Raw genomic sequence first — 19,092 nt, 5'->3', positions numbered from 1 at the left:
GCCTGCCGTTGGGCCGTTCGTCACCACGTGTCCCTACTGTGCCCGCCATGAGAAGAATCTCGATCATGCTCAGCGCCGTCGCGCTGACCGTCGGCCTCACGGCGACCGCCGCCCTGGCCGGCGAGAAGACCGGTGCGAAGACCGACGACTTCGGCCAGGCCACGCTCACCGGATGGGCGTCGCTGCCCGCTCAGACGTTCGTGCCGGGCAGCGAGCCGTCCGGGGCCGCGATAGGAGCGGGCCCGTTCAACGGGATCGCGGCGCCGTTCGCGGGGCAGCCGGTGCAGGGCTTCAGCGGCATCGTGAACCGGCACGACGGCACCTACGACGTGCTGTCGGACAACGGCTACGGCAACAAGGCCAACAGCGCCGACTTCCTGCTCCGCGTCCACCGCGTCAAGCCGGACACCCGCACCGGGAAGGTCAAGGTGCTCGGCGGGTTCAACCTGACCGACCCGTACCACAAGGTGCCGTTCGCGCTCACCCGCGCCGACCGCACCCTCACCGGCGCCGACTTCGACGTCGAGTCGATCGTGCGGGCGTACGACGGGACGTACTGGATGGGCGACGAGTTCGGCCCCTTCCTGCTGCACTTCTCGCGCACCGGCAAGCTGCTGGAGGCGCCGATCCCCCTCGACGGCGTGAAGGCACCCGAGAACCCGTACCTGAACGGCGGCACGCCCAACCTCGGCAGCAGCAAGGGCTTCGAGGGCATGGCCCGTTCTGTCGACGGACGGCACCTCCACCCGCTGCTCGAAGGCACGGTGACCGGTGACACCCCCGGCGACCTGCGCTTCAACGACTTCGATCTGAAGGCGGGCACGTACACCGGCAAGCACTTCACCTACCGCCTGGAGTCCGCCTCCCACGCCATCGGTGACGCCATCGCCGTCGACAAGCACCGCTTCCTGGTCATCGAGCGGGACGGCGGACAAGGCGAGACCGCCAAGTTCAAGCGGATCTACCTTGCCGACACGCGGGACCGCAACGGCGACGGCGTGATGGACAAGACCCTCGTCGCCGACCTGATGAACATCGCCAACCCGAAGAAGCTCGGCGGCTTCGGCGAGACGTTCACCTTCCCGTTCCAGACGATCGAGGACGTCGTCCTGCTCGACGACCGCACCCTCGCCGTCCTGAACGACAACAACTTCCCGTTCTCCACCGGCCGCACGGCGGGCAAGGCGGACGACAACGAGTACATCACCATCAGGCTCGGCGACCGACTGCACGCCGACTGGCGCGCGTTCCTCTAACGCCCTAACTCCCCAGCACCACCGTCCCCGACGAGCAGAACCACCCGCCCGTCCCGGACGCCACCGCGAGGCGCGGCAACCGCCCATCGGGCTTACGCACTTGCCGCGCCTCGCCCACCTCCCCCCGCAACTGCCGCACCGCCTCCACCAGCAGGAACAGCCCCCGCATACCCGGGTGCTGAGCCGACAGCCCACCCCCGTCCGTGTTCACGGGCAATTCCCCGCCCACGACTTTCAGCCGGCCCTTCTCGACGAACGCCCCGCCCTCGCCCTTCCCGCAGAACCCCAGATCCTCCAGCGTCACCAACGTCATGTACGTGAACGCGTCGTAGATCTCCGCGAAGTCGATCTCCTCCGGCCGTACGCCCGCCCGCTCGAAGGCGAGCCGTCCGCTCACCGCCGCCGGGGAGACGGTGAAGTCCGGCCACTCCGACATCGTCGTGTGCGAGACGTGCTCCCCGGTGCCGAGCACCCACACCGGCGCGGTACGGCAGTCCCGTACGTACTCCTCCGCCACCAGCAGCACCGCCGCCCCGCCGTCGGACCGTATGCAGCAGTGCAGCTTGGTGAAGGGGTCCGCGATCATCGGGCCGTCGAGGACGTCGTCGACGGTGATCGGCTCCCGGAACATGGCCTCCGGGTTCAGGGCGGCGTTCGCCCGCGCCTGCACCGCCACCTCCGCCAACTGCTCGATGGTCGTGCCGTGTTCGTGCATATGGCGGCGGGCGGCCATGGCGTACTTGGCGATGAGGGTATGGCCGTACGGGACCTCGAACTGGAGCGGACCGCGCGCGCCGAAGGACAGGTTGCCGGTCCGGCGGCCCGCCTTGATGTCGGCGCGGGCGGTGGAGCCGTAGACGAGCAGGACGGCGTTCGCGTGCCCGGCCGCTATCGCGTCGGTCGCGTGGGCGGCCATCACCTCCCAGGTGGAGCCACCGACTGAGGTGGAGTCGACCCAGGTGGGGCGCAGGCCCAGGTATTCGGCCACCTCCGCCGGGGCCAGGGTGCCGAGGCCGGCCGACGCGAAGCCGTCGATCACGGACTTGTCGAGGCCCGCGTCGGCCAGGGCGCGGCGCGCGGCCTGGGCGTGCAGGGCGTACGGGGTGGTGTCGTCCACGCGGCCGCAGTCGGAGAGGGCGACGCCGACCACGGCGACTTTCCGGCTCTCGGGAATCATGAGAGGCCTCCTGCCCCTGGGCATATCGTTCGTGGGCTCCTAATATGACGGCCCGTCAGATCGGGAGGGAAGAGCCATGGACGCCAGCTTCACCACCGAGCAGGACGAGATCCGCCGCACCCTGCGCGAACTGCTCCACAAGCGGTGCGGACCGGAGGAGCTGCGCGCCGCCGTCGATCAGCCGGCCGGCCACGATCCCGCACTCTGGACCGCCCTCGCCGACCAACTCGGCCTGCCCGGGCTCGCCCTTCCCGAGACCTACGGCGGTGTCGGCTGCTCGGTCACCGAACTCGCCCTCGCGGCAGAGGAGACGGGCCGGGCCCTCGCCCCCTCACCGCTGCTCGCGACCACCGTCCTCAGCGCGCCCCTGCTGCTCGCCCTCGGCACCGACGCCCAGCGCGCCGAGCTGCTGCCCCGCCTCGCCGCGGGCTCGCTCACCGCGGCCCTCGGCGTACCCGGCGCCGCGCTCGCCACCGCGCTCGGGCTGACCGGCGACAACGGCGGCGACTGGGCCGGAGGGGGGCGCGCGGGGGGCGTCCAGGCGCGGCGCACGGAAGACGGGGGCTGGCGGCTGTACGGGCAGGTCGACCAGGTCCTCGACGGGCACAGCGCGCAGCTGCTGATCGTCGCCGCCCACGCCGGAGGCTTCGCCCGCTCGCGCACGCTGCTGTTCCTCGTTCCCGGGGACTCGGCACGGCTCGTCCGCACCCGGCTGACCGCCCTCGACGCGACCCGCCCGCAGGCCCGCCTCCAACTGCGGGACGTCGACGCCGAGTTGCTGGGGGACGAGGGCGGCGACGTCCTGGGGACCCTCGCCCGCGTCGGCGACCACACCGCCGCCGTGCTCGCCTGCGAGGCCGTCGGGGCCGCCGACCGGGCGCTGGAGCGGACCGTGGAGTACGTGGGGCAGCGGGAGCAGTTCGGGCGGGCGATCGGGTCGTTCCAGGCGGTGAAGCACGGGTTGGCCGACGTGTACGTGCAGATTCAGGCGGCGCGCTCGGCCGCGTATTACGCCGCGTGGTGCTCCGCGGGAACTGCCGCAACGGGCCGTCCGTCGTCTGCGGGACCGCTGGGGCTGGTCGCGCAGTTCCCCGCGCCCCTTCCGGGCGCTGCCGAACCGCAGCCGGCTTCATCGGAGGCGCTCAGGGTGGGTGGGCTCGCGCTCGCGCAGGCCTTGGAGGCCTTGCGGGGTGCGGCCGCCGAAGGGATACAGATGCACGGCGGCATCGGGTTCACCTGGGAGCACGAGGCTCACCTGTACTTCAAGCGGGCTGCGGGTGACGAGCTGCTCTTCGGGCCCGTGCATCGGCTGCGGGCGCGTGCCGCCGACGCGGCGCGGCTCTTCGCGGGCGGGGAGGTGACCGTCTGATGGGCGTCAAGGATGTCGGGGTGCGGTTCGTGCAGAAGGTGTCGTCCACGCCGGGCTTCGCCAAGGTCGCGCCGCATGTCGTCCCCGCGCTGGACCGCGCCGTCCACCGGCTCACCCGCGGCAAGGTGCTGCTGAGCGCGCAGATGCTGCCGGGGGTGATCCTGACCTCGACGGGGGCGAAGAGCGGGCTCGCCCGCCGTACGCCGCTCGCCTGTATGCCGGAGGAGGACGGGCGCAGCTGGATTCTCATCGGCTCCAACTTCGGGCGCCCCGGCCATCCCGCCTGGACCCACAACCTCCTCGCCCGTCCCGACGCCGAGGTCAGCTGGAAGGGACGGGACATTCCGGTCCGGGCCCGGCTGCTGGAGGGCGAGGAGCGGGCGGCGGCCTGGAAGGCGGTGCTGCAGTTCTGGCCGCCGTATGCGGCGTATCAGGCGCGGGTGGAGCGGGAGATCCGGGTGTTCAGGATCGTACGGCGGTGATTCGTACGGCGGTGATCCCTAGAGCGTCCCCAGCCGCTGCGCCAGCAGAAACGCGCCGATTCCCAGCATCGCCGCACCCGACGTGCGGGTGACCGCGCGGGCTGCGGCCGGGCGGGCGCCGAGGACCGCGCGTGCCAGGAGGCCCACCGTCAGATAGACCGCCGCGCAGCACGCCATGTGCAGGACGCCGAGCGTGGCCGTCTGCACCGGCACCGGCAGCTGCCCGGTCCCCGTCACCAGGAACTGCGGCAGCACCGACAGATACAGCAGCAGCCCCTTCGGGTTCAGCCCGCTGATCGTGGCGCCGCGCAGAAAGACGCGGCCGCGATGCGTCTCGACCGCCTGGTCCGCCCCCGGCACCCCCGGATTCCGCAGCACTCCCCATCCCAGCCACACCAGGTACGCCGCTCCCGCCACCGTCAGTGCGGTCAGCAGGCCCGGCGACCCGGCCACCAGCACCGCGAGGCCGGCCGTCGCCAGGGCGGTGTGCAGGGCATAGCCGGCGACCAGGCCCGCGACCGCCGGCAGGGGGGAACGGCCGCGCAGGCCCGCCGAGATCACATACGCCCAGTCGGCGCCCGGTACGCACACCAGCAGCAGGTCGACGGCGAGGAAAGAAATCAGCGTTCCGGAGTCCATGGTGGTGACATTAGGCGGGAATGAGCCGAAAGTGTTCCCTAAGTTTGCCCATGATCGCGGAATGTGAGGGAAGATCTGCCTCATGGACGACGTGGACCGGAAGATTCTTGCCGAGCTGCAGCAGGACGGGCGGCTGACCGTGACCGAGCTGGCCGGGCGGGTGCGGCTGAGTGTCTCGCCGTGTCACCGGCGGCTGCGGGAGCTGGAGCGGGCCGGGGCGATCCAGGGGTACCGGGCCGTCGTCGATCCGGCGGCGGTGGGGCTGACCTTCGAGGCGCTGGTCTTTGTGTCGATGCGGCAGGAGGACCGGGACACGGTCGCCGAGTTCGAGCGGGCGCTGAGCGAGGTGGAGCACGTACTGGAGGCGCAGCGGCTGTTCGGCGAGCCCGACTATCTGCTGCGGGTCGCCACGGCCGACCTGGCGGCCTTCCAGCGGCTGTACGACGAGCGGCTGGCGACGCTGCCGGGGGTGCAGCGGCTGACGTCGACGCTGGTGATGAAGCACGTCGTCAAGGACCGGCCACTCCCTGGATAGCGCGACAGGCGGCGGTCCACCTGAGTGGGCCGCCGCCTGCCAGACAGGACTTGGGACCTGAGAAAGGAACTGAGAAGAAAAGGAGCCAGCGCTACTTCGTCGGCTTCTTCCCCGTCACGCCCAGGTGCACCAACAGCGCCAGATTCGGCTTGAGTTCAGCCTGTTTGACGCCCCACGTCTGGAAGCCCTTCTGGTGCGAGGCGACGGCCGCGAGCATCGCGACCAGTGAGCCGGCGATCGCGGCCGGGTTCACGTCCTTGTCGACCCGGCCCTTGGACTGGAGTTCGGCGACCGCGTCCACCAGGGAGTTGTTCACCGAGTTGAGGATCTTCATGCGGAGCTTGTAGAACCGTTTGTCTCCCTCGGCGGCACCGAGGTCGACGACGCGCAGGATCGCGTCGTTCTTGCGCCAGAACTCCAGGAAACCGTCCACGAGTTCCTGCGCGGTCTGCCAGCCGGCCTTGCCGACCCATGACCGGCCTTCGAGCAGCTCGGTCAACTGGCCGCCCTCGGTGGCCATTTGCTCGGCGATCTCCAGGACGGCGCCTTCGACGTCCGGGAAGTACTGATAGAAGGTGGCGGGCGAAGTGCCCGCTTTCCGGGCGACATCGATGACTTTGACGTCCCGGTACGGGGAGGAGCTGAGCATCTCGCTGAGGCAGTCGAGCAGCTTCTGTCGGGTCGCCTGCCCACGCCGGCCGGCCACGCGGCCGTCGACGGTACGCACTTGTCCTGTCATGCCGTCAGCTTACCGAGGGGTGATCGGAGCGCGATTCGGCCGACTGCAAATGGGGTGCACGGGGGTGGAGCGGGTGGTGTGCCTGGTCTGCGCGGTGCGGGCGACCCCGTTACGTTGACGGCATGGCCGAAAACAGGGCATCCGCGGGCGAAGAGGCATACGGCGAGGGCGTCGCGTGCTGGGTGGAGGCCCAGCTGCCCGACGTGGCGGCGGGCAAGCGGTTCTACGGGGAACTTTTCGGGTGGACCTTCGAAGACCAGCCGGAGGCGTACGGCGGCTCCGTCCGGGCCCTTCGCGACGGCGCCCCCGTCGCCGCGCTCGCGCGCAAGGCGGACGGCCGTATGCCCACCGTGTGGACCGTGTACTTCGCGACGCCGGACGCGGAGGCGCTGGCCGTGCGGGTCCAGATGGCCGGCGGTCAGATCGTCACCGCGCCCCTGCCGGTCGGCGACCTGGGCAGGGCCGCGCTGGTCGCCGACCCGGAGGGCGCCGTCTTCGGCCTCTGGCAGGCGGGCTCGCACCGGGGCTTCGGCAGGCGGCACGAGCCCGGCACCTTCGCCTGGACCGAGCTGTACACACGGGACACGGAGGAGGCGAACAACTTCTACGGCGGTCTGTTCACCGACGCCCTGTTCGGGCCGGACGCCGAGCCCGACTTCGGCCGCGCGCCCGTCTCCGACGTCTTCCCGCCCGAGATGCCGCCCCACCTCCTCGTCCATTTCGGTGCCGACGACTGCGACGCCGTACTGGAAACGGTGCGGCGGCTCGGCGGACGGGTACAGGCACCCCCATTCGACGCGTCATACGGCAGGGTGGCCGTTGTCACGGACAATCAGGGGGCGTCCTTCGCGCTGCTGCAACGCTGATCCCCAGCTGAGATGGCCCGTCCAGCATGCGAAAGGGGCCTTTGCGCGGAGCGGAACCTGTGTTTTTGTCCCAGGGCACTGTGTTTTTGTCCCAAGACACCCCGATCCGCCCCCGGGTTCGCAACCAGTGCCCGGGACAGGAAGAATCAGGGTGCGTGCCGCCAAGGCGGTGCGGTGGTGAGACGCTGCACGGGGTCGCGTACATATGTGGAATGACGCGGCTCGTACGGGGAGGTGGCAGGCAAGTGGTGGATCAGCTGACGCAGCACGATCCGCGGCGGATCGGGCCGTTCGAGGTGCTGGGACGGCTGGGTGCCGGCGGCATGGGGCTGGTCTATCTCGCGCGCTCGGCTTCGGGCCGGCGCGTGGCGATCAAGACGGTCCGGACGGAGCTGGCAGAGGACCAGCTGTTCCGGGTCCGCTTCACGCGTGAGGTCGAGGCGGCACGGGCGGTCTCCGGTTTCTATACGGCGGCCGTGGTCGACGCCGACCCGCGGGCGGCCGTGCCCTGGCTGGCCACCGCGTATGTGCCCGCGCCCTCGCTCGAGGAAATAGTGAACGAGTGCGGGCCGATGCCGGCGCAGGCGGTCCGCTGGCTCGCGGCGGGTGTGGCGGAGGCGCTGCAGTCCATCCACGGCGCCGGTCTTGTCCACCGCGACCTCAAGCCGTCGAACGTCCTCGTGGTCGAGGACGGCCCTCGGGTCATCGACTTCGGTATCGCCTCCGGCGTCTCCAACACACGTCTGACGATGACCAACGTCGCCGTGGGGACGCCTGCCTACATGTCGCCGGAGCAGGCCAAGGACTCACGGAGCGTGACCGGCGCGAGCGACGTCTTCTCGCTGGGCTCGATGCTCGTCTTCGCCGCCACCGGCCACGCCCCCTTCCACGGCGCCAACCCGGTCGAGACCGTCTTCATGCTGCTGCGCGAGGGCCCGGACCTGGAGGGCCTCCCGGAGGAGCTGCGCCCCCTCATCGAGTCCTGTATGCAGATGGAGGCCACCGGCCGCCCCAACCCGGCCGACCTCCAGGCCCAGCTGGCCCCCCACCTCTTCGGTTCCGGCTCCGACGACAGCGGTACGGCGTCGGCGTGGCTGCCCGAGCGGGCGGTGAGCCTGATCGAGGCGCGCCGCAACGGGCGCCCGCCGAGCAAGTCCACGCCGGGTTCCGGCCGCAGCGGCGGTCGGGCCGCCGTGCCGCATCCGCCCCCGCCCCCGCACGACCCGGTCGTCCCGGCGCCCGTGCCCGCCCCCGTCGGCGCCCCCGACACCGGCCCGGTGCGGCTGGCCGGCGGCGCGGTGCCGATCGGGCCCGGTCCGCGCGTGGCCGACGCCCGCGCCGCCGCCGTGAAGGCACCTCCTCCAGAGGCCGGCCTGGTCGCCTCCTGGTCCCGCCCCCGCCCCGGCGTCAACGGCACGGAGCCTGCTGTGGGCCCTGCCGTACCCGCACCACCGCCCGCACTCCCGGAGACCGCGGCCGGCTGGCGCCCCTGGCGCTTCCGTATGTCGAACGACGTCTGGGGCACCCCCTCCGTCTCCGACGACCTCGTCTACGTCACCTCCTTCGAGGTACACGCCCTCGACGTGGCCACCGGCCGCCGCCGCTTCAAGACGAGAGACGTCGCCTGGTCGATGGCGGTCGCGGACGGCCGTATCCACGCCTCCGACGGGCCCACCCTGTACGCCCTCGACGCCCGGGAGGGCGCGGACCTGTGGCGCCTGTCCACCGACGCCTGGGTGTACTCGCTCAAGGCCGACCGCGGAACCGTCATCACCGGGACACGTGGCGGCGGCGTCCAGGCGTGGGAGGCCTCGAACGGGCAGAAGCTGTGGGAGATCACCGGCGCCCAGACCGACTTCGAGTCCCCTGAGGCCGGGCCCGCCCTGTACGACGGCACGGTGTTCGTCTGGCAGGACGCCCGGCTGCGTGCCCTGGACGCCCGCACCGGCGACGAGCGCTGGTCGTACCCGATCGGCGACGCGGCCTCCTGCGGCGGCGTTCCGGTACGGGTGGCGCAGGCCCACGACGGATTCGTGTACGTCTGTGCCGGGACGCGCGTCCTCGCCGTCGACGTGACCTCCGGCCATGTCCGCTGGCACTTCGAGGCCCCGGCGGTCTTCCTCTGCCCGCCGACCTTCGTCCCCGGCCCGGCCGTCACCGGCGGCGGGGTCTACCTCGCCGACTACCTCGGCACGGTGTACGCCCTCGACGCCACGGACGGCCGCGACCGCTGGCGCATCGCGACGGAGTCCCGCGCGTCCATCGAGCCGGTGCTGGTGGCCGCGGGGCATGTCCATGTGGGGAGCGGCAAGGGGCTCTACACCCTTGACGCGGTCACCGGTACGCCGAAGTGGCGGTTCCAGGCGGGCGGAGACATCGTCGGTTCGCCGTCCGTGGCGGAGGGGCGTATCCACTTCGGGTCCACGGATCACCTGCTGTACACGCTCAAGGCCGATGACGGGCGGTTGAGGTGGAAGCTGGCGACGGGTGGGGAGATCACTGGGTCGCCGGTGGTGCGGGATGGCGTTGTGTACGCGTGCAGTAAGGATCGGTGCGTGTACGCGTTGGACGCGGAGAAGGGGACGGGGACGGCTCGGACCGCGTGAGGCCGGTGTGTGTCTGCGGGCCGGTGGGGGCTTGTCGCGCAGTTCCCCGCGCCCCTGTCGGGGCGCTGTCGCACAGGCCTGATTTTCTGGGACGGCCGTCGTTCCTGGCGCACGGAAGGGGCGTTTTGGACGGCGGCCGTCATGGCAGACGCTACGCCCGGTCGGCGGGCACCGCCATGTGGCGTCGGCTCAGCGCAGCCGGAAGGTCCCGCCCCGCCGCCCGGCGAACAGCTCCGCCTGCCGGTCACCCGGCAGATTGCCGAGCGCGACGAGATGCGGCGCCTGCGCGAACCCCTGGGCCACGGCTCCCTCCCGTGCCGCCCACAGCGCCCGTACGGTCCCCTGTACCGCCTCCGTCGGATACCCGGCGATCACCGTCGCGCACTCGGTCGCTGCCGCCAACGCACCGCCGGGCTCCGTGAGTTCGGAGACGAGGCCGATGTCGTAGGCGCGCTGGGCCGAGATTCGTTCCGCCGTCCCCATCAGTGCCATCCGCGCGGCCTCGCCGTACGGCATCCGTTGCGCCATCAGCACCGACTCGTAGGCGCTGACCATCCCGTAGGTGGTGTGCGGGTCGAAGAAGGTGGCGGTCGGGTCGGCGATGAGGAAGTCGGACTCGCCGAGGAGGTAGAAGGCGCCGCCGCAGGCCATGCCCCGCACGGCGGCGATCACCGGTTTCCACAGGTCGTTCGCCTTCGGCCCGATGCGGAGCAGTGGATCGTCCGTCATGTACGGCGAGTTCGGCTGCGGCACGACGGAGTCCCGGTCGATCCCCGTGCAGAACGCCCGCTCCCCGGCCCCGGTGAGGACGACGGCCCGTACGGAGTCGTCGAACCGCAATTCGCGCCAGGCGTCGTGCAGTTGGGCCGTCGTCGTCAGGTCGATCGCGTTGAGACGGTCCGGGCGGTTGAGGGTGACGACCGCGACGCCGGTGTCCTTGTCGGTCGTGAGATCGAGGGTCATGGACGCTCCAGGATCCACTGCGGAAGGCCGGTGTCGGTGAACACGACCTGCACCCTGGCGCCGATGCGAACGCGGTCGGGGGAGAGGGAGTCGAGCGGCGCCCCGGCCTCCGTGACCAGGTTCCCCACGAGGCGTATCCGGGGGGCGTCGGCGAGTTCGACGACGATGACGTTGTACGGCGCCTGCGCCGCGTAGTCGGGCAGCAGGGGCGGGTGGGGGACGACGTACGACCAGATGCGGCCGTGCCCGCTGACCTGCCGCCACTCGCTCGCGAAGGACTGGCAGTGAGGGCAGCAGGGGCGGGGCGGGAAGCGGAGTTCGCCGCAGTCGGCGCAGGCCTGGATGCGCAGTTCCCCCTGGGCGGCGTACTGCCAGAAGGGGGAGCCGTCGGTGTCGGTGACGGGGGCCAGCATGGTCTCAACTCCTCAGCAGCAATGCGGACGTCGGAACCCCTTCGCCCGCCGTGACCAGGCAGGTGGCGGCCCCCGGCACCTGGGCGGTACTCGTCCCGCGCAACTGCTTCACGCCCTCGTTGATGAGGTTGAAGCCGTGGACGTATGCCTCGGAGAGCCCGCCGCCCCCGGTGTTCAGCGGCAGCCGTCCGCCGATCTCCAGGGCGCCGCCCTCCGTGAACGCCCCGCCCTCGCCGCGCCCGCAGAAGCCGTAGCCCTCCAGGGAGAGCGGGATGAGGGGCGTGAACGCGTCGTAGATCTGGGCGACGTCGATGTCCTGGGGCGTGAAGTCGGCGTGTTTCCACAGGTGTCGGGCGGCGGTCCAGGCGGGGCCGGTGAGCGGGTCTTCGTTCCAGTAGTTGACCATGCCGTGGTGCTGGGCGGGCAGGCCCTGGGCGGCGGAGTGGATGTAGGCGGGGGTGTGGCGGCAGTCGCGGGCCCGCTCCCTGCTGACGATCACGCAGGCCAACGCCCCGTCCGTTTCAAGGCAGTTGTCGAAGAGGCAGAGGGGTTCGCTGATCCAGCGGGACGTCATGTACATCTCGCGGGTGAGGGGGCGGTCGTACATGATCGCGGCGGGGTTCTGGTTGGCCCGGTTGCGGCAGGCGAGGGCGACGTTGAAGAGGTGGTCGCGGGTCGCGCCGTACTCGTGCATATAGCGGCGGGTGAGCATGGCTATCTCGTCGGCGGGCCGCAGGAGGCCGAAGGGGCGGGTCCACTGGGCGGGGGTGGGGAGTTGTACGGCGGTGTTGGTCCAGGGGCGGGGGCCGGACCCGCGCTTGCGTGACCGCCAGGCCACGCCCACGGTCGCCTGCCCGGTCGCGATGGCGGCGGCGAGATGGGCGACGGTGGCACAGGAACCGCCGCCGCCGTAGCCGACCTTGCTGAAGAAGGTGAGGTCGCCGAGGCCGACGGCCTTCGCCAGCTCCACCTCGTCCGTCTCCTCCATCGTGTACGAGGCGAGCGCGTCGACCTCGCCGGGCGCGATACCTGCGTCGTCGAGAGCGGCGAGAACGGCACGGCAGGCAAGGGTCCGCTCGTCGTCGGGGAGGTGCTTGGCGAAGGGGGTCTGTCCGATGCCGACGATGGCGGTGGCGTCCTTGAGTCCGGCCATGTGCACACCTCCACGCTGCTGAAGGGCTGCTGACAGGTCGTCAGGGTACAGCTAATCTGACGGGTAGTCAGCTACGAGGTTTGGGAGGCGTGCTGTGCGCGGTGACTTGGAGTGGGGCAGCATTCCGGGACTCGTCCGGTCCGCCGCCGAGCGGTACGCGGACGACGAGGCGGTGGTGGAGGGCCGCACCCGGATCTCGTACGCCGAACTGGGCGCCCGCGTCGAACGGTCGGCGGCGGCCTGCATGGCGAACGGGATCGAGCCCGGCGACCGGGTCGGGATCTGGGCCCCGAACTCCCTCGACTGGATCGTCGCGGCGCTCGGCGCGGTGTCGGCCGGGGCGGTGCTGGTCCCCGTCAACACCCGCTTCAAGGGCGTGGAGGCGGTGGATGTGCTGCGCAGGAGCGGGGCGCGGCTGCTGTTCGTGACGGGGACGTTCCTGGGGACGTCGTATGTGGCGTCACTGCGGCGGGCGATCGCGGAGGGGCCGGGGCTGCCGGAGCTGGAGCAGGTGGTCGTGCTGTCGGACGACGCCCCCGCCGACTACCGCACCTGGAAGGACTTCCTGGCCGGCGGCGAGGGGGTGGAGCCGTCCGACGTGCGAGCACGCGCGGCGGCGGTGGACGGTTCCTGGCCCTCGGACATCGTCTTCACATCCGGTACGACGGGTCGGCCCAAGGGCGCGGTGATCACGCATGCGCAGACGCTGCGGGCGTACGAAGTCTGGAGCGATCTCGCCGGGTTGAGGCGCGGCGACCGCTACCTCATCGTGAACCCCTTCTTCCACACCTTCGGCTACAAGGCGGGCGTGATCGCGTGCTTGATGCGCGGCGCGACGATGATCCCGCAGCCGGTGTTCAACGTCGACACGGCCCTGGCGAACATAGCGGCGGAACGGGTCTCGGTCCTCCCGGGCCCGCCCACCCTCCACCAGTCCCTGCTGGACCACGCCTCCCGGGACGCTCACGACCTCTCGGCGCTGCGGCTGGTCGTGACGGGCGCCGCGGTGGTGCCGTTGCGCCTGGTGGAGCGGCTGCGGGGCGAGTTGGGCGTGGAGACGGTGCTGACGGCGTACGGCCTGTCGGAGGCGAGCGGCATCGTGACGATGTGCCGACGGGGAGATCCGCTGCCGGTGATCGCGTCGACCTCGGGCCGGGCGATCCCGGGCACGGAGGTGCGCGTCGAGGCACCGGTCGGCGAGCCCGGCGAGGTCCTGGTCCGCGGCTTCAACGTCATGCGCGGCTACTACGAGGACAAGGCGGCGACGGCCGAAGTGCTGGGCGCGGACGGGTGGTTGCGGACAGGCGACGTGGGCGTGCTGGACGACGCGGGCAACCTGCGCATCACGGACCGCATCAAGGACATGTTCATCGTCGGCGGCTTCAACGCGTACCCGGCGGAGATAGAGCAACTCCTCGGCCTGCATCCCGATGTGGCGGACGTCGCGGTGATCGGCGTACCGGACGCGCGACTCGGAGAGGTCGGGAAGGCGTACGTGGTGCGGCGGCCGGGGGCGGTGGTCACCGGCGACGACCTGATCGCGTGGGCGCGGCGGGAGATGGCGAACTACAAGGTGCCGCGGGTGGTGGAGTTCGTGTCGGAGCTGCCGAGGAATGCTAGCGGGAAGGTGGTGAAGGGCGAGCTGCGATCGGGGTGAGCGGCTGCGTCTGCTCCGGCCGGGGTTCGGGGAGCGGCTGCCGCTGTGGCTGGACGCTCTGGCGGTGCCGGTTGCCGGAGACGGTGGCCGTGGTGCTCGCCCGGTCCGGCGTCTCGGCCATGACGACGGCGAGGACGACCCAGAACAGGATGTCGATCCGGTCCAGGTTGGCCGGGTGATCCATCATGCTGATCAGGAAGAACCCGGTCAGCGAGGCCAGCCCGACGGTGCCGAGGACCGACTTCGCGCGGGCGATACGGGCCGCGTGCAGCCAGGCGACGACGGTCACGGCGAGCATCGCCAGCAGACCGAGGGCGCCGGTCTCGACGAGCCAGTTCAGCCACATGTTGTGCGCGTGCACGAAGATACGGTCGCCGGGGGCGGTCGCGGAGATGACGGCACCGGAGCGGCCGAGGCCGACACCGAGGGGGTTCTCCTTGGCCAGCGTGAGCGCGGCGTCCCAGGCCTGCCCGCGGACGCCGAGGGAGTTCCCGGCCCGCGACACGGCCCAGATGGCGGCAGCGGCGGCGGCGAGCCCCAGCGCCCCGAGCGTGGCGACGATCCGGCGCTGCGCGCGGTCGGCGAGCCGGGGGGCGAGCCAGTAGGCACCGGCGAGGACGAGCAGGCCGGCGGCGCCGGCGACGTAGCCCGCGCGGGAGAAGGTGGTCAGCAGCGCCGCGTATCCGACGACACCGACGAGGATCACGGCGGTACGGGCGGTGCGCTCGTCGACGGAGACGGCGGCGAGCAGCACGAACGGCACGAGCAGGACGAGGAAGGCGGAGAGCAGATTCGGGTTGGCGAAGGTGCCGATCGCCCGGATCAGGACGTCGCCGCCGGTGTCGTCGCACGAGATGTCCGTGAGCAGCCCGGTACGGCAGAAGCCGGTCGGCGTGTCATTCGTGAACTGCGAGAAGGCGGCGGTCGCGGCGGCCCCGACGCCGACCAGCGCCAGCACCCCGATCGCCCGCCACGACTCCGGTTGTGTGCGGCGTACTCCGACGACGAGGTAGTAGCAGGCGAGCACCGTGATCAGACCGCGGAGCGGGGCGGTGGGGTGGCCCCCGTGGAAGGTGGACGCGGTCGCGGCCAGCACCAGCACGCCGATCGGGATGTCGAGCCGGGTACGGAAGTCCCGTATTCGGGCCCGCGCCGGACCGGGCAGCAGCAGGGCGACGAACCCGACGACGACAAGCAGCCGCAGCGGTGTCACGATCCCGACGAGCGGATCGTCGGGGAAGAAGTCCGTCGCCGCGTCGACCAGGATGGTGGCCACCACACCGAGCGGCACGAACTGCGCGAACTTCTGAAAGGCCCCCGGCAGCCCCTGGCCTGGCGTTGCCGTCGTCCGGTCGTATGCCATGACACCCGAGCGTGGCGGTGGGGGGAGTACGGGGGGTGTCGATGGGGCGAACGGGGTGGAGCGGGTGTGGGGACGGACGCCGGCGGGTCCTCACATGGGGGTGACTGGGTCGCGATGGACGCCTGCAGCCAGAAGCGCTTGCCCGGGAGCACAGTGGGTCGCTGCACCGTGTGCGGCGAGAAGAACTCGCCGTAGCCCAGCGGTCGTCACCTGCCGCACGCGTCGGCCGCGGCGGCTCCCCTCCGCGCCGCCGCGGCCGATCCCCGTGTGGAGTTGGTCTGTTCAGGCCTCTTCGCCGGTCGCGTGGTTGTCGAGCGGCTTCACCGTGCCGCCCGTCGCGTGGTTGTCGAGCGGCTTCACGGTGCCGCCCGTCGCGTGGTTGTCGAGCGGCTTCACGGTGCCGCCCGTCGCGTGGTTGTCGAGCGTGGTGATCTCTTCGTCGGTCGCGTGGTTGTCCTGCGTGGTGACATCCGTGGCGTGGTTGTCGAGCGGCTTCACCACGGTGTCCTTCTTGGCATCGCTCATGGACTGGCAACTCCCGTTCATCGATGGGCGATGCCCGTCCGGCAACTCCCCCGCGGGCCGCCGGACGGGCATGTCAGGGTCGTACACCCTAGCGGTGATGATCACCGCTGACCCGTCTGCCCCCCGACGCGACGGATCGACAACGCACAGACTGCCGTGGCGCGATAAACGAACGATGAACGCTCTGCCGGGGATGTGACACAGGCTCTCAGGCGGCCGCCGCCGGGCTGAGCAGTTGCCGCACCTCGGCGGCCTCCGGCGAGTCCAGCGAGTCGAAGATGGAGAGGGCCTCCTGCCAGCAGGCCCGCGCCCGGCCGGTCTGGTTCAGGTCGCTCAGCGCGCGGCCGAGGACGGTCAGTATGTTGCCCCGTCGCCATTCACCACCGATGCCGCGCAGGACGGCTTGTGCCTGCTCCGCCAGCGCCGCGGCCTCGGCGGGCTTGCGCGCCGCGAGATGCGCTTCCGCCATCCGGAAGAGCGTCATGCCCTCCCAGAGCCGCTGCCTGCTGTCGCGGAACACCTCCAAGGCTTCGGTGAGCCGATCGACAGCCGCACTCAGTGCGCCCTGGCCGGTCAGAGCCATCCCCAAGGCGTAGCGGCCGTTGGCGCCGCGCAGCGTGTGGCCCAGGCGGTCGTATATGGCGATGCCCTGCTGCGCTAGTTCCACCGCGCTGCCGACCCGGCCCAGGGCAAGGTGGATACGCGAGAGGTTGCAGAGCGCGCTGGCCTCTCCGGCGAGGTTCTCGTCCTGGCGGAAGCTGTCGATGGCCTGCCGGAGATACGCCTCACCATCGGCGTAGCGGTTCTGGTAGAGCGCGATGATGCCGCGGTCGTTGGCGGCCCAGCACCTGGGTGCCAGGTCGTCCGCCAGGTGGGCCAGCTCCATGGCATGTCGTGCTTCTTCGTCCGCCTCACTGAAGCGTCCGGCCACGAGATGGACATTGGTGAGCGTCGTGAGCGCCCGGCTCAGAGCCTGTGGATCCCGGGCCCGATCGGCCGCACCTCGCAGTGTGACGGCGACCGTCTCGTACTGCTTGGAGTTGGCGCCCGACTCGGCGAGATCCTTCGCCGCCCACAACAGATCCACCGCCCGCCGAAGCACGGCGAGCTGGGTGCACTGCTGGGTGAACGCGAGCAAGGCATGCGCTTCGGAGTAGAGCCAGTCCTGCGCCTCGTGCCGGTCCTCGAAGCGCAGTCCCGGGTAGTTCGTGGCCTCAAGGTGATCCACCAGCCGATCCCCGGGCCGCTCCATCGCATAAACGCCCGCCGCGGTGGCCAGGTAGAAGTCCAGCAGCCGGGACATCGCCGCGTCCTGCTCGCTCGGCGGCCACTCGTCCCGTTCCGCGCAAGCACGCGCGTAGAGCCGTACGAGGTCGTGGTACCGGTACCGCCCGGGCGCCGCCGATTCCAGCAGCGAGGTGTCGACGAGGGCCTCCAGGAGGTCCTCGGTGTCCTCGACGGGGAGGTCCAGTACCGCCGCGGCCGCGGCCAGCGAGATGTCCGGGCCGTCGGCCAGGCCCAGGAGCCGGAACGCCCGTGCCTGGGCCGGCTCCAGTGCCCCGTAGCCCAGCTCGAAGGTCGCCTTCACCGCCAGGTCGCCGGCCTGAAGCTCGTCCAGCCGCCGCCGCTCGTCCGCCAGCTTCGCCGCCAGCACCGACACCGTCCAGGTGCGCCGTGCCGCCAGCCGGGATGCCGCGATCCTGATCGCCAGTGGCAGGAAGCCGCACGCCGCTACGACGTCCAGCGCGGCCTCCCGCTCGGACGCGACGCGCTCCTCGCCCACGATCTTCGTGAAGAGCAGCAACGCCTCCTCGGGGGACATCACGTCCAGGTCGACCAGGTGGGCGCCCGCCAGGTCCACCATCCGTACCCGGGACGTCACGAGGGCCGCGCAGCCCTCCGTCCCGGGCAGCAGGGGACGTACCTGTGCCGCGTCCCGTGCGTTGTCCAGCACGACCAGTACGCGCCGGCCGTCCAGGACGGACCGGTACAGCGCCGAGCGTTCCTCCAGGGAGTCCGGAATCGCCGAGTCCGCGGTGCCCAACGCGCGGAGGAATGAGCCCAGTACCGTCTCCGGCTCCGCCGCCCGGTTGCCCGCGCCCTGGAGGTCCACGTACAGCTGGCCGTCCGGGAAGGCCGCCCGTGCCTGGTGGGCCACGTGCACCGCGAGGGTCGTCTTGCCGACGCCGCCGATTCCGGCCAGGGCCGAGACCGCCATCACGCGGCCCTCCGCCGAGGCCAGGACCTCGCTCAGCTCGGAGACGAAGGAGGCCCTTCCGGTGAAGTCGGGGACGGTGGCGGGGAGTTGGGCCGGGCGGACCGGCACGGCCGGGGGTTCGGCCACCGGTGTCGACGGTTCCGCCAAGCCGGGGTCCGCCCGCAGGATGCGCTGCTGGAGTTCGCGGAGGCCGGGGCGCGGGTCCACGCCCAGTTCGTCGGCGAGCAGGCGGCGCGTGTCGGCGTACACCGCGAGGGCCTCCGCCTGGCGGCCCGAGCGGTACAGGGCGAGCATCAGCAGCTCACGCAGGCGCTCCCGGAGGGGATGCGCCGCCGTCAGGGCGGTCAGTTCCGACACGGCCTCCGCGTGGCAGCCCTGTTCCAGGTCCATGTCCAGGCGGGATTCCAGGAGTTGGAGGCGCCATTCCTCCAGGCGTACGCGCTGCGCCTCCGCGTACGGGCCGGGCACGCCCGCCAGGGCCTCGCCGTCCCACAGGGACAGGGCGCGGCCCAGCACCTCCCGCGCATGGCACACGTCACCGGCGTTGCGTGCCTTCTCCGCCTCGGTCGCCAGGTCCTGGGCGGTCGTGAGGTCCAGGGAGCCGTCGGGCAGGCCCCGGATCGCATAGCCGCCGGATTCGCTGACCAGGACGCCGGGGGTCAGCACCTTGCGCAGGCGGGAGGCGTAGGTGCGCAGCGCCGCCAGGGCCTGGGACGGGGGTTCCTCGCCCCAGAGGGCGTCGATCAGTTCCGCGGCGGTCGCGGTGCGGCCCTCGCGCAGGAGGAGGGCGGCGAGCAGGGCGCGTTGCTGGGGGGAACCGGTGGTCAGCGGTTCCTCGCCGCGCCAGGCGCGCACCGGTCCGAGCACGCTGAAGCGCAGCGCCGCCTGTTCCTCGGCGGGGCCTGGACTCCGCTGCTGAGGCACCCGCGGTACTCCGTCCATGCAGTCCCCCTAGCCAACCCGACAACTAGGTCAGTTTGCCTTGTCATTGCCGGGCGCGTCAGCTGTGGGGACCACGATCACAGGTGGGCACGCGGGATACCACAAAGCCCACACACCCTCTCCGCACACTTCCGCACAGACCCCACCATCATCGACCCGTCACCGCATAGCTGACGGGTCGTCAGATCA

At 71.3% G+C, this 19,092-nt stretch carries 16 protein-coding genes; 7 read left to right on the top strand and 9 right to left on the bottom strand.

All coding sequences use genetic code 11. From position 1 onward, the window contains the following. Positions 1-47: 47 nt before the first annotated feature. Positions 48-1,256: an esterase-like activity of phytase family protein gene (locus ACTWQO_RS25415; protein WP_443239665.1), complete on the top strand. Its 1,209-nt coding sequence runs from the start codon at positions 48-50 to the stop codon at positions 1,254-1,256. A 4-nt stretch (positions 1,257-1,260) separates the two neighbouring features. On the opposite strand, the gene ACTWQO_RS25410 is transcribed toward ACTWQO_RS25415, so the two are convergent. Next, complete coding sequence (locus ACTWQO_RS25410; RefSeq protein WP_443239664.1) at positions 1,261-2,433, bottom strand: thiolase C-terminal domain-containing protein; 1,173 nt, start codon at positions 2,431-2,433, stop codon at positions 1,261-1,263. A 76-nt stretch (positions 2,434-2,509) separates the two neighbouring features. Between ACTWQO_RS25410 and ACTWQO_RS25405 the strand changes: the two genes are divergently transcribed. Both ACTWQO_RS25405 and ACTWQO_RS25400 read left to right on the top strand, forming a co-directional pair. After that, positions 2,510-3,802, top strand: a complete 1,293-nt coding sequence (locus ACTWQO_RS25405) for an acyl-CoA dehydrogenase family protein (RefSeq protein WP_443239663.1) — start codon at positions 2,510-2,512, stop codon at positions 3,800-3,802. Beyond that, a complete protein-coding gene (locus ACTWQO_RS25400) occupies positions 3,802-4,284 on the top strand; it encodes a nitroreductase/quinone reductase family protein (RefSeq protein WP_443239662.1) in 483 nt (160 codons plus the stop codon). The genes ACTWQO_RS25405 and ACTWQO_RS25400 overlap by 1 nt, the downstream gene beginning before the upstream one ends. A gap of 18 nt (positions 4,285-4,302) precedes the next feature. Here ACTWQO_RS25400 and ACTWQO_RS25395 read toward each other — a convergent pair whose 3' ends face one another. After that, positions 4,303-4,923 (bottom strand): LysE family translocator, encoded by a 621-nt coding sequence (locus tag ACTWQO_RS25395; RefSeq protein WP_443239661.1) that lies wholly within the window; start codon positions 4,921-4,923, stop codon positions 4,303-4,305. Between the two features lie 82 nt (positions 4,924-5,005). Between ACTWQO_RS25395 and ACTWQO_RS25390 the strand changes: the two genes are divergently transcribed. Beyond that, a complete protein-coding gene (locus ACTWQO_RS25390) occupies positions 5,006-5,458 on the top strand; it encodes an Lrp/AsnC family transcriptional regulator (RefSeq protein WP_443239660.1) in 453 nt (150 codons plus the stop codon). Between the two features lie 91 nt (positions 5,459-5,549). Here ACTWQO_RS25390 and ACTWQO_RS25385 read toward each other — a convergent pair whose 3' ends face one another. Beyond that, positions 5,550-6,185, bottom strand: a complete 636-nt coding sequence (locus ACTWQO_RS25385; protein ID WP_443239711.1) for a TetR family transcriptional regulator — start codon at positions 6,183-6,185, stop codon at positions 5,550-5,552. Positions 6,186-6,319: 134 nt separating this feature from the next. Between ACTWQO_RS25385 and ACTWQO_RS25380 the strand changes: the two genes are divergently transcribed. Next, a complete protein-coding gene (locus ACTWQO_RS25380; protein ID WP_443239659.1) occupies positions 6,320-7,063 on the top strand; it encodes a VOC family protein in 744 nt (247 codons plus the stop codon). 245 nt (positions 7,064-7,308) lie between these two features. Beyond that, entirely contained in the window at positions 7,309-9,669 is a 2,361-nt protein-coding gene (locus ACTWQO_RS25375; RefSeq protein ID WP_443239658.1) for an outer membrane protein assembly factor BamB family protein, read from the top strand. A 189-nt stretch (positions 9,670-9,858) separates the two neighbouring features. Here ACTWQO_RS25375 and ACTWQO_RS25370 read toward each other — a convergent pair whose 3' ends face one another. The 3 genes from ACTWQO_RS25370 to ACTWQO_RS25360 are packed head-to-tail and all read right to left on the bottom strand — an operon-like array spanning position 9,859 to position 12,198. Beyond that, positions 9,859-10,632: an enoyl-CoA hydratase/isomerase family protein gene (locus tag ACTWQO_RS25370; RefSeq protein WP_443239657.1), complete on the bottom strand. Its 774-nt coding sequence runs from the start codon at positions 10,630-10,632 to the stop codon at positions 9,859-9,861. Beyond that, the gene (locus ACTWQO_RS25365) at positions 10,629-11,045 is read right to left on the bottom strand and encodes a Zn-ribbon domain-containing OB-fold protein (RefSeq protein ID WP_443239656.1); all 417 of its coding nucleotides are present in this window, start codon (positions 11,043-11,045) and stop codon (positions 10,629-10,631) included. Before ACTWQO_RS25365 ends, ACTWQO_RS25370 begins: the two co-directional genes overlap by 4 nt. Before the next feature lie 4 nt (positions 11,046-11,049). Beyond that, positions 11,050-12,198 carry a lipid-transfer protein gene (locus tag ACTWQO_RS25360; RefSeq protein WP_443239655.1) on the bottom strand — a complete coding sequence of 383 codons (1,149 nt, stop codon included), beginning with the start codon at positions 12,196-12,198 and terminating at the stop codon, positions 11,050-11,052. A gap of 94 nt (positions 12,199-12,292) precedes the next feature. Between ACTWQO_RS25360 and ACTWQO_RS25355 the strand changes: the two genes are divergently transcribed. Continuing rightward, positions 12,293-13,855: a FadD3 family acyl-CoA ligase gene (locus ACTWQO_RS25355; protein WP_443239654.1), complete on the top strand. Its 1,563-nt coding sequence runs from the start codon at positions 12,293-12,295 to the stop codon at positions 13,853-13,855. On the opposite strand, the gene ACTWQO_RS25350 is transcribed toward ACTWQO_RS25355, so the two are convergent. From ACTWQO_RS25350 to ACTWQO_RS25340, 3 genes are all read right to left on the bottom strand, one after another. Continuing rightward, the gene (locus tag ACTWQO_RS25350) at positions 13,815-15,218 is read right to left on the bottom strand and encodes an O-antigen ligase family protein (RefSeq protein WP_443239653.1); all 1,404 of its coding nucleotides are present in this window, start codon (positions 15,216-15,218) and stop codon (positions 13,815-13,817) included. The genes ACTWQO_RS25355 and ACTWQO_RS25350 overlap by 41 nt on opposite strands. A 282-nt stretch (positions 15,219-15,500) precedes the next feature. Further along, complete coding sequence (locus ACTWQO_RS25345; RefSeq protein ID WP_443239652.1) at positions 15,501-15,743, bottom strand: hypothetical protein; 243 nt, start codon at positions 15,741-15,743, stop codon at positions 15,501-15,503. Positions 15,744-15,951: 208 nt separating this feature from the next. Further along, positions 15,952-18,903, bottom strand: a complete 2,952-nt coding sequence (locus tag ACTWQO_RS25340) for a BTAD domain-containing putative transcriptional regulator (protein ID WP_443239651.1) — start codon at positions 18,901-18,903, stop codon at positions 15,952-15,954. Positions 18,904-19,092 lie beyond the last annotated feature (189 nt).

The sequence above is a fragment of the Streptomyces sp. 4N124 genome (assembly GCF_052245395.1).
Classification (GTDB): Bacteria; Actinomycetota; Actinomycetes; order Streptomycetales; family Streptomycetaceae; genus Streptomyces.
Note: the sequence above shows the minus strand (reverse complement) of the source record. Positions and strands in the feature narration are given on the sequence as shown.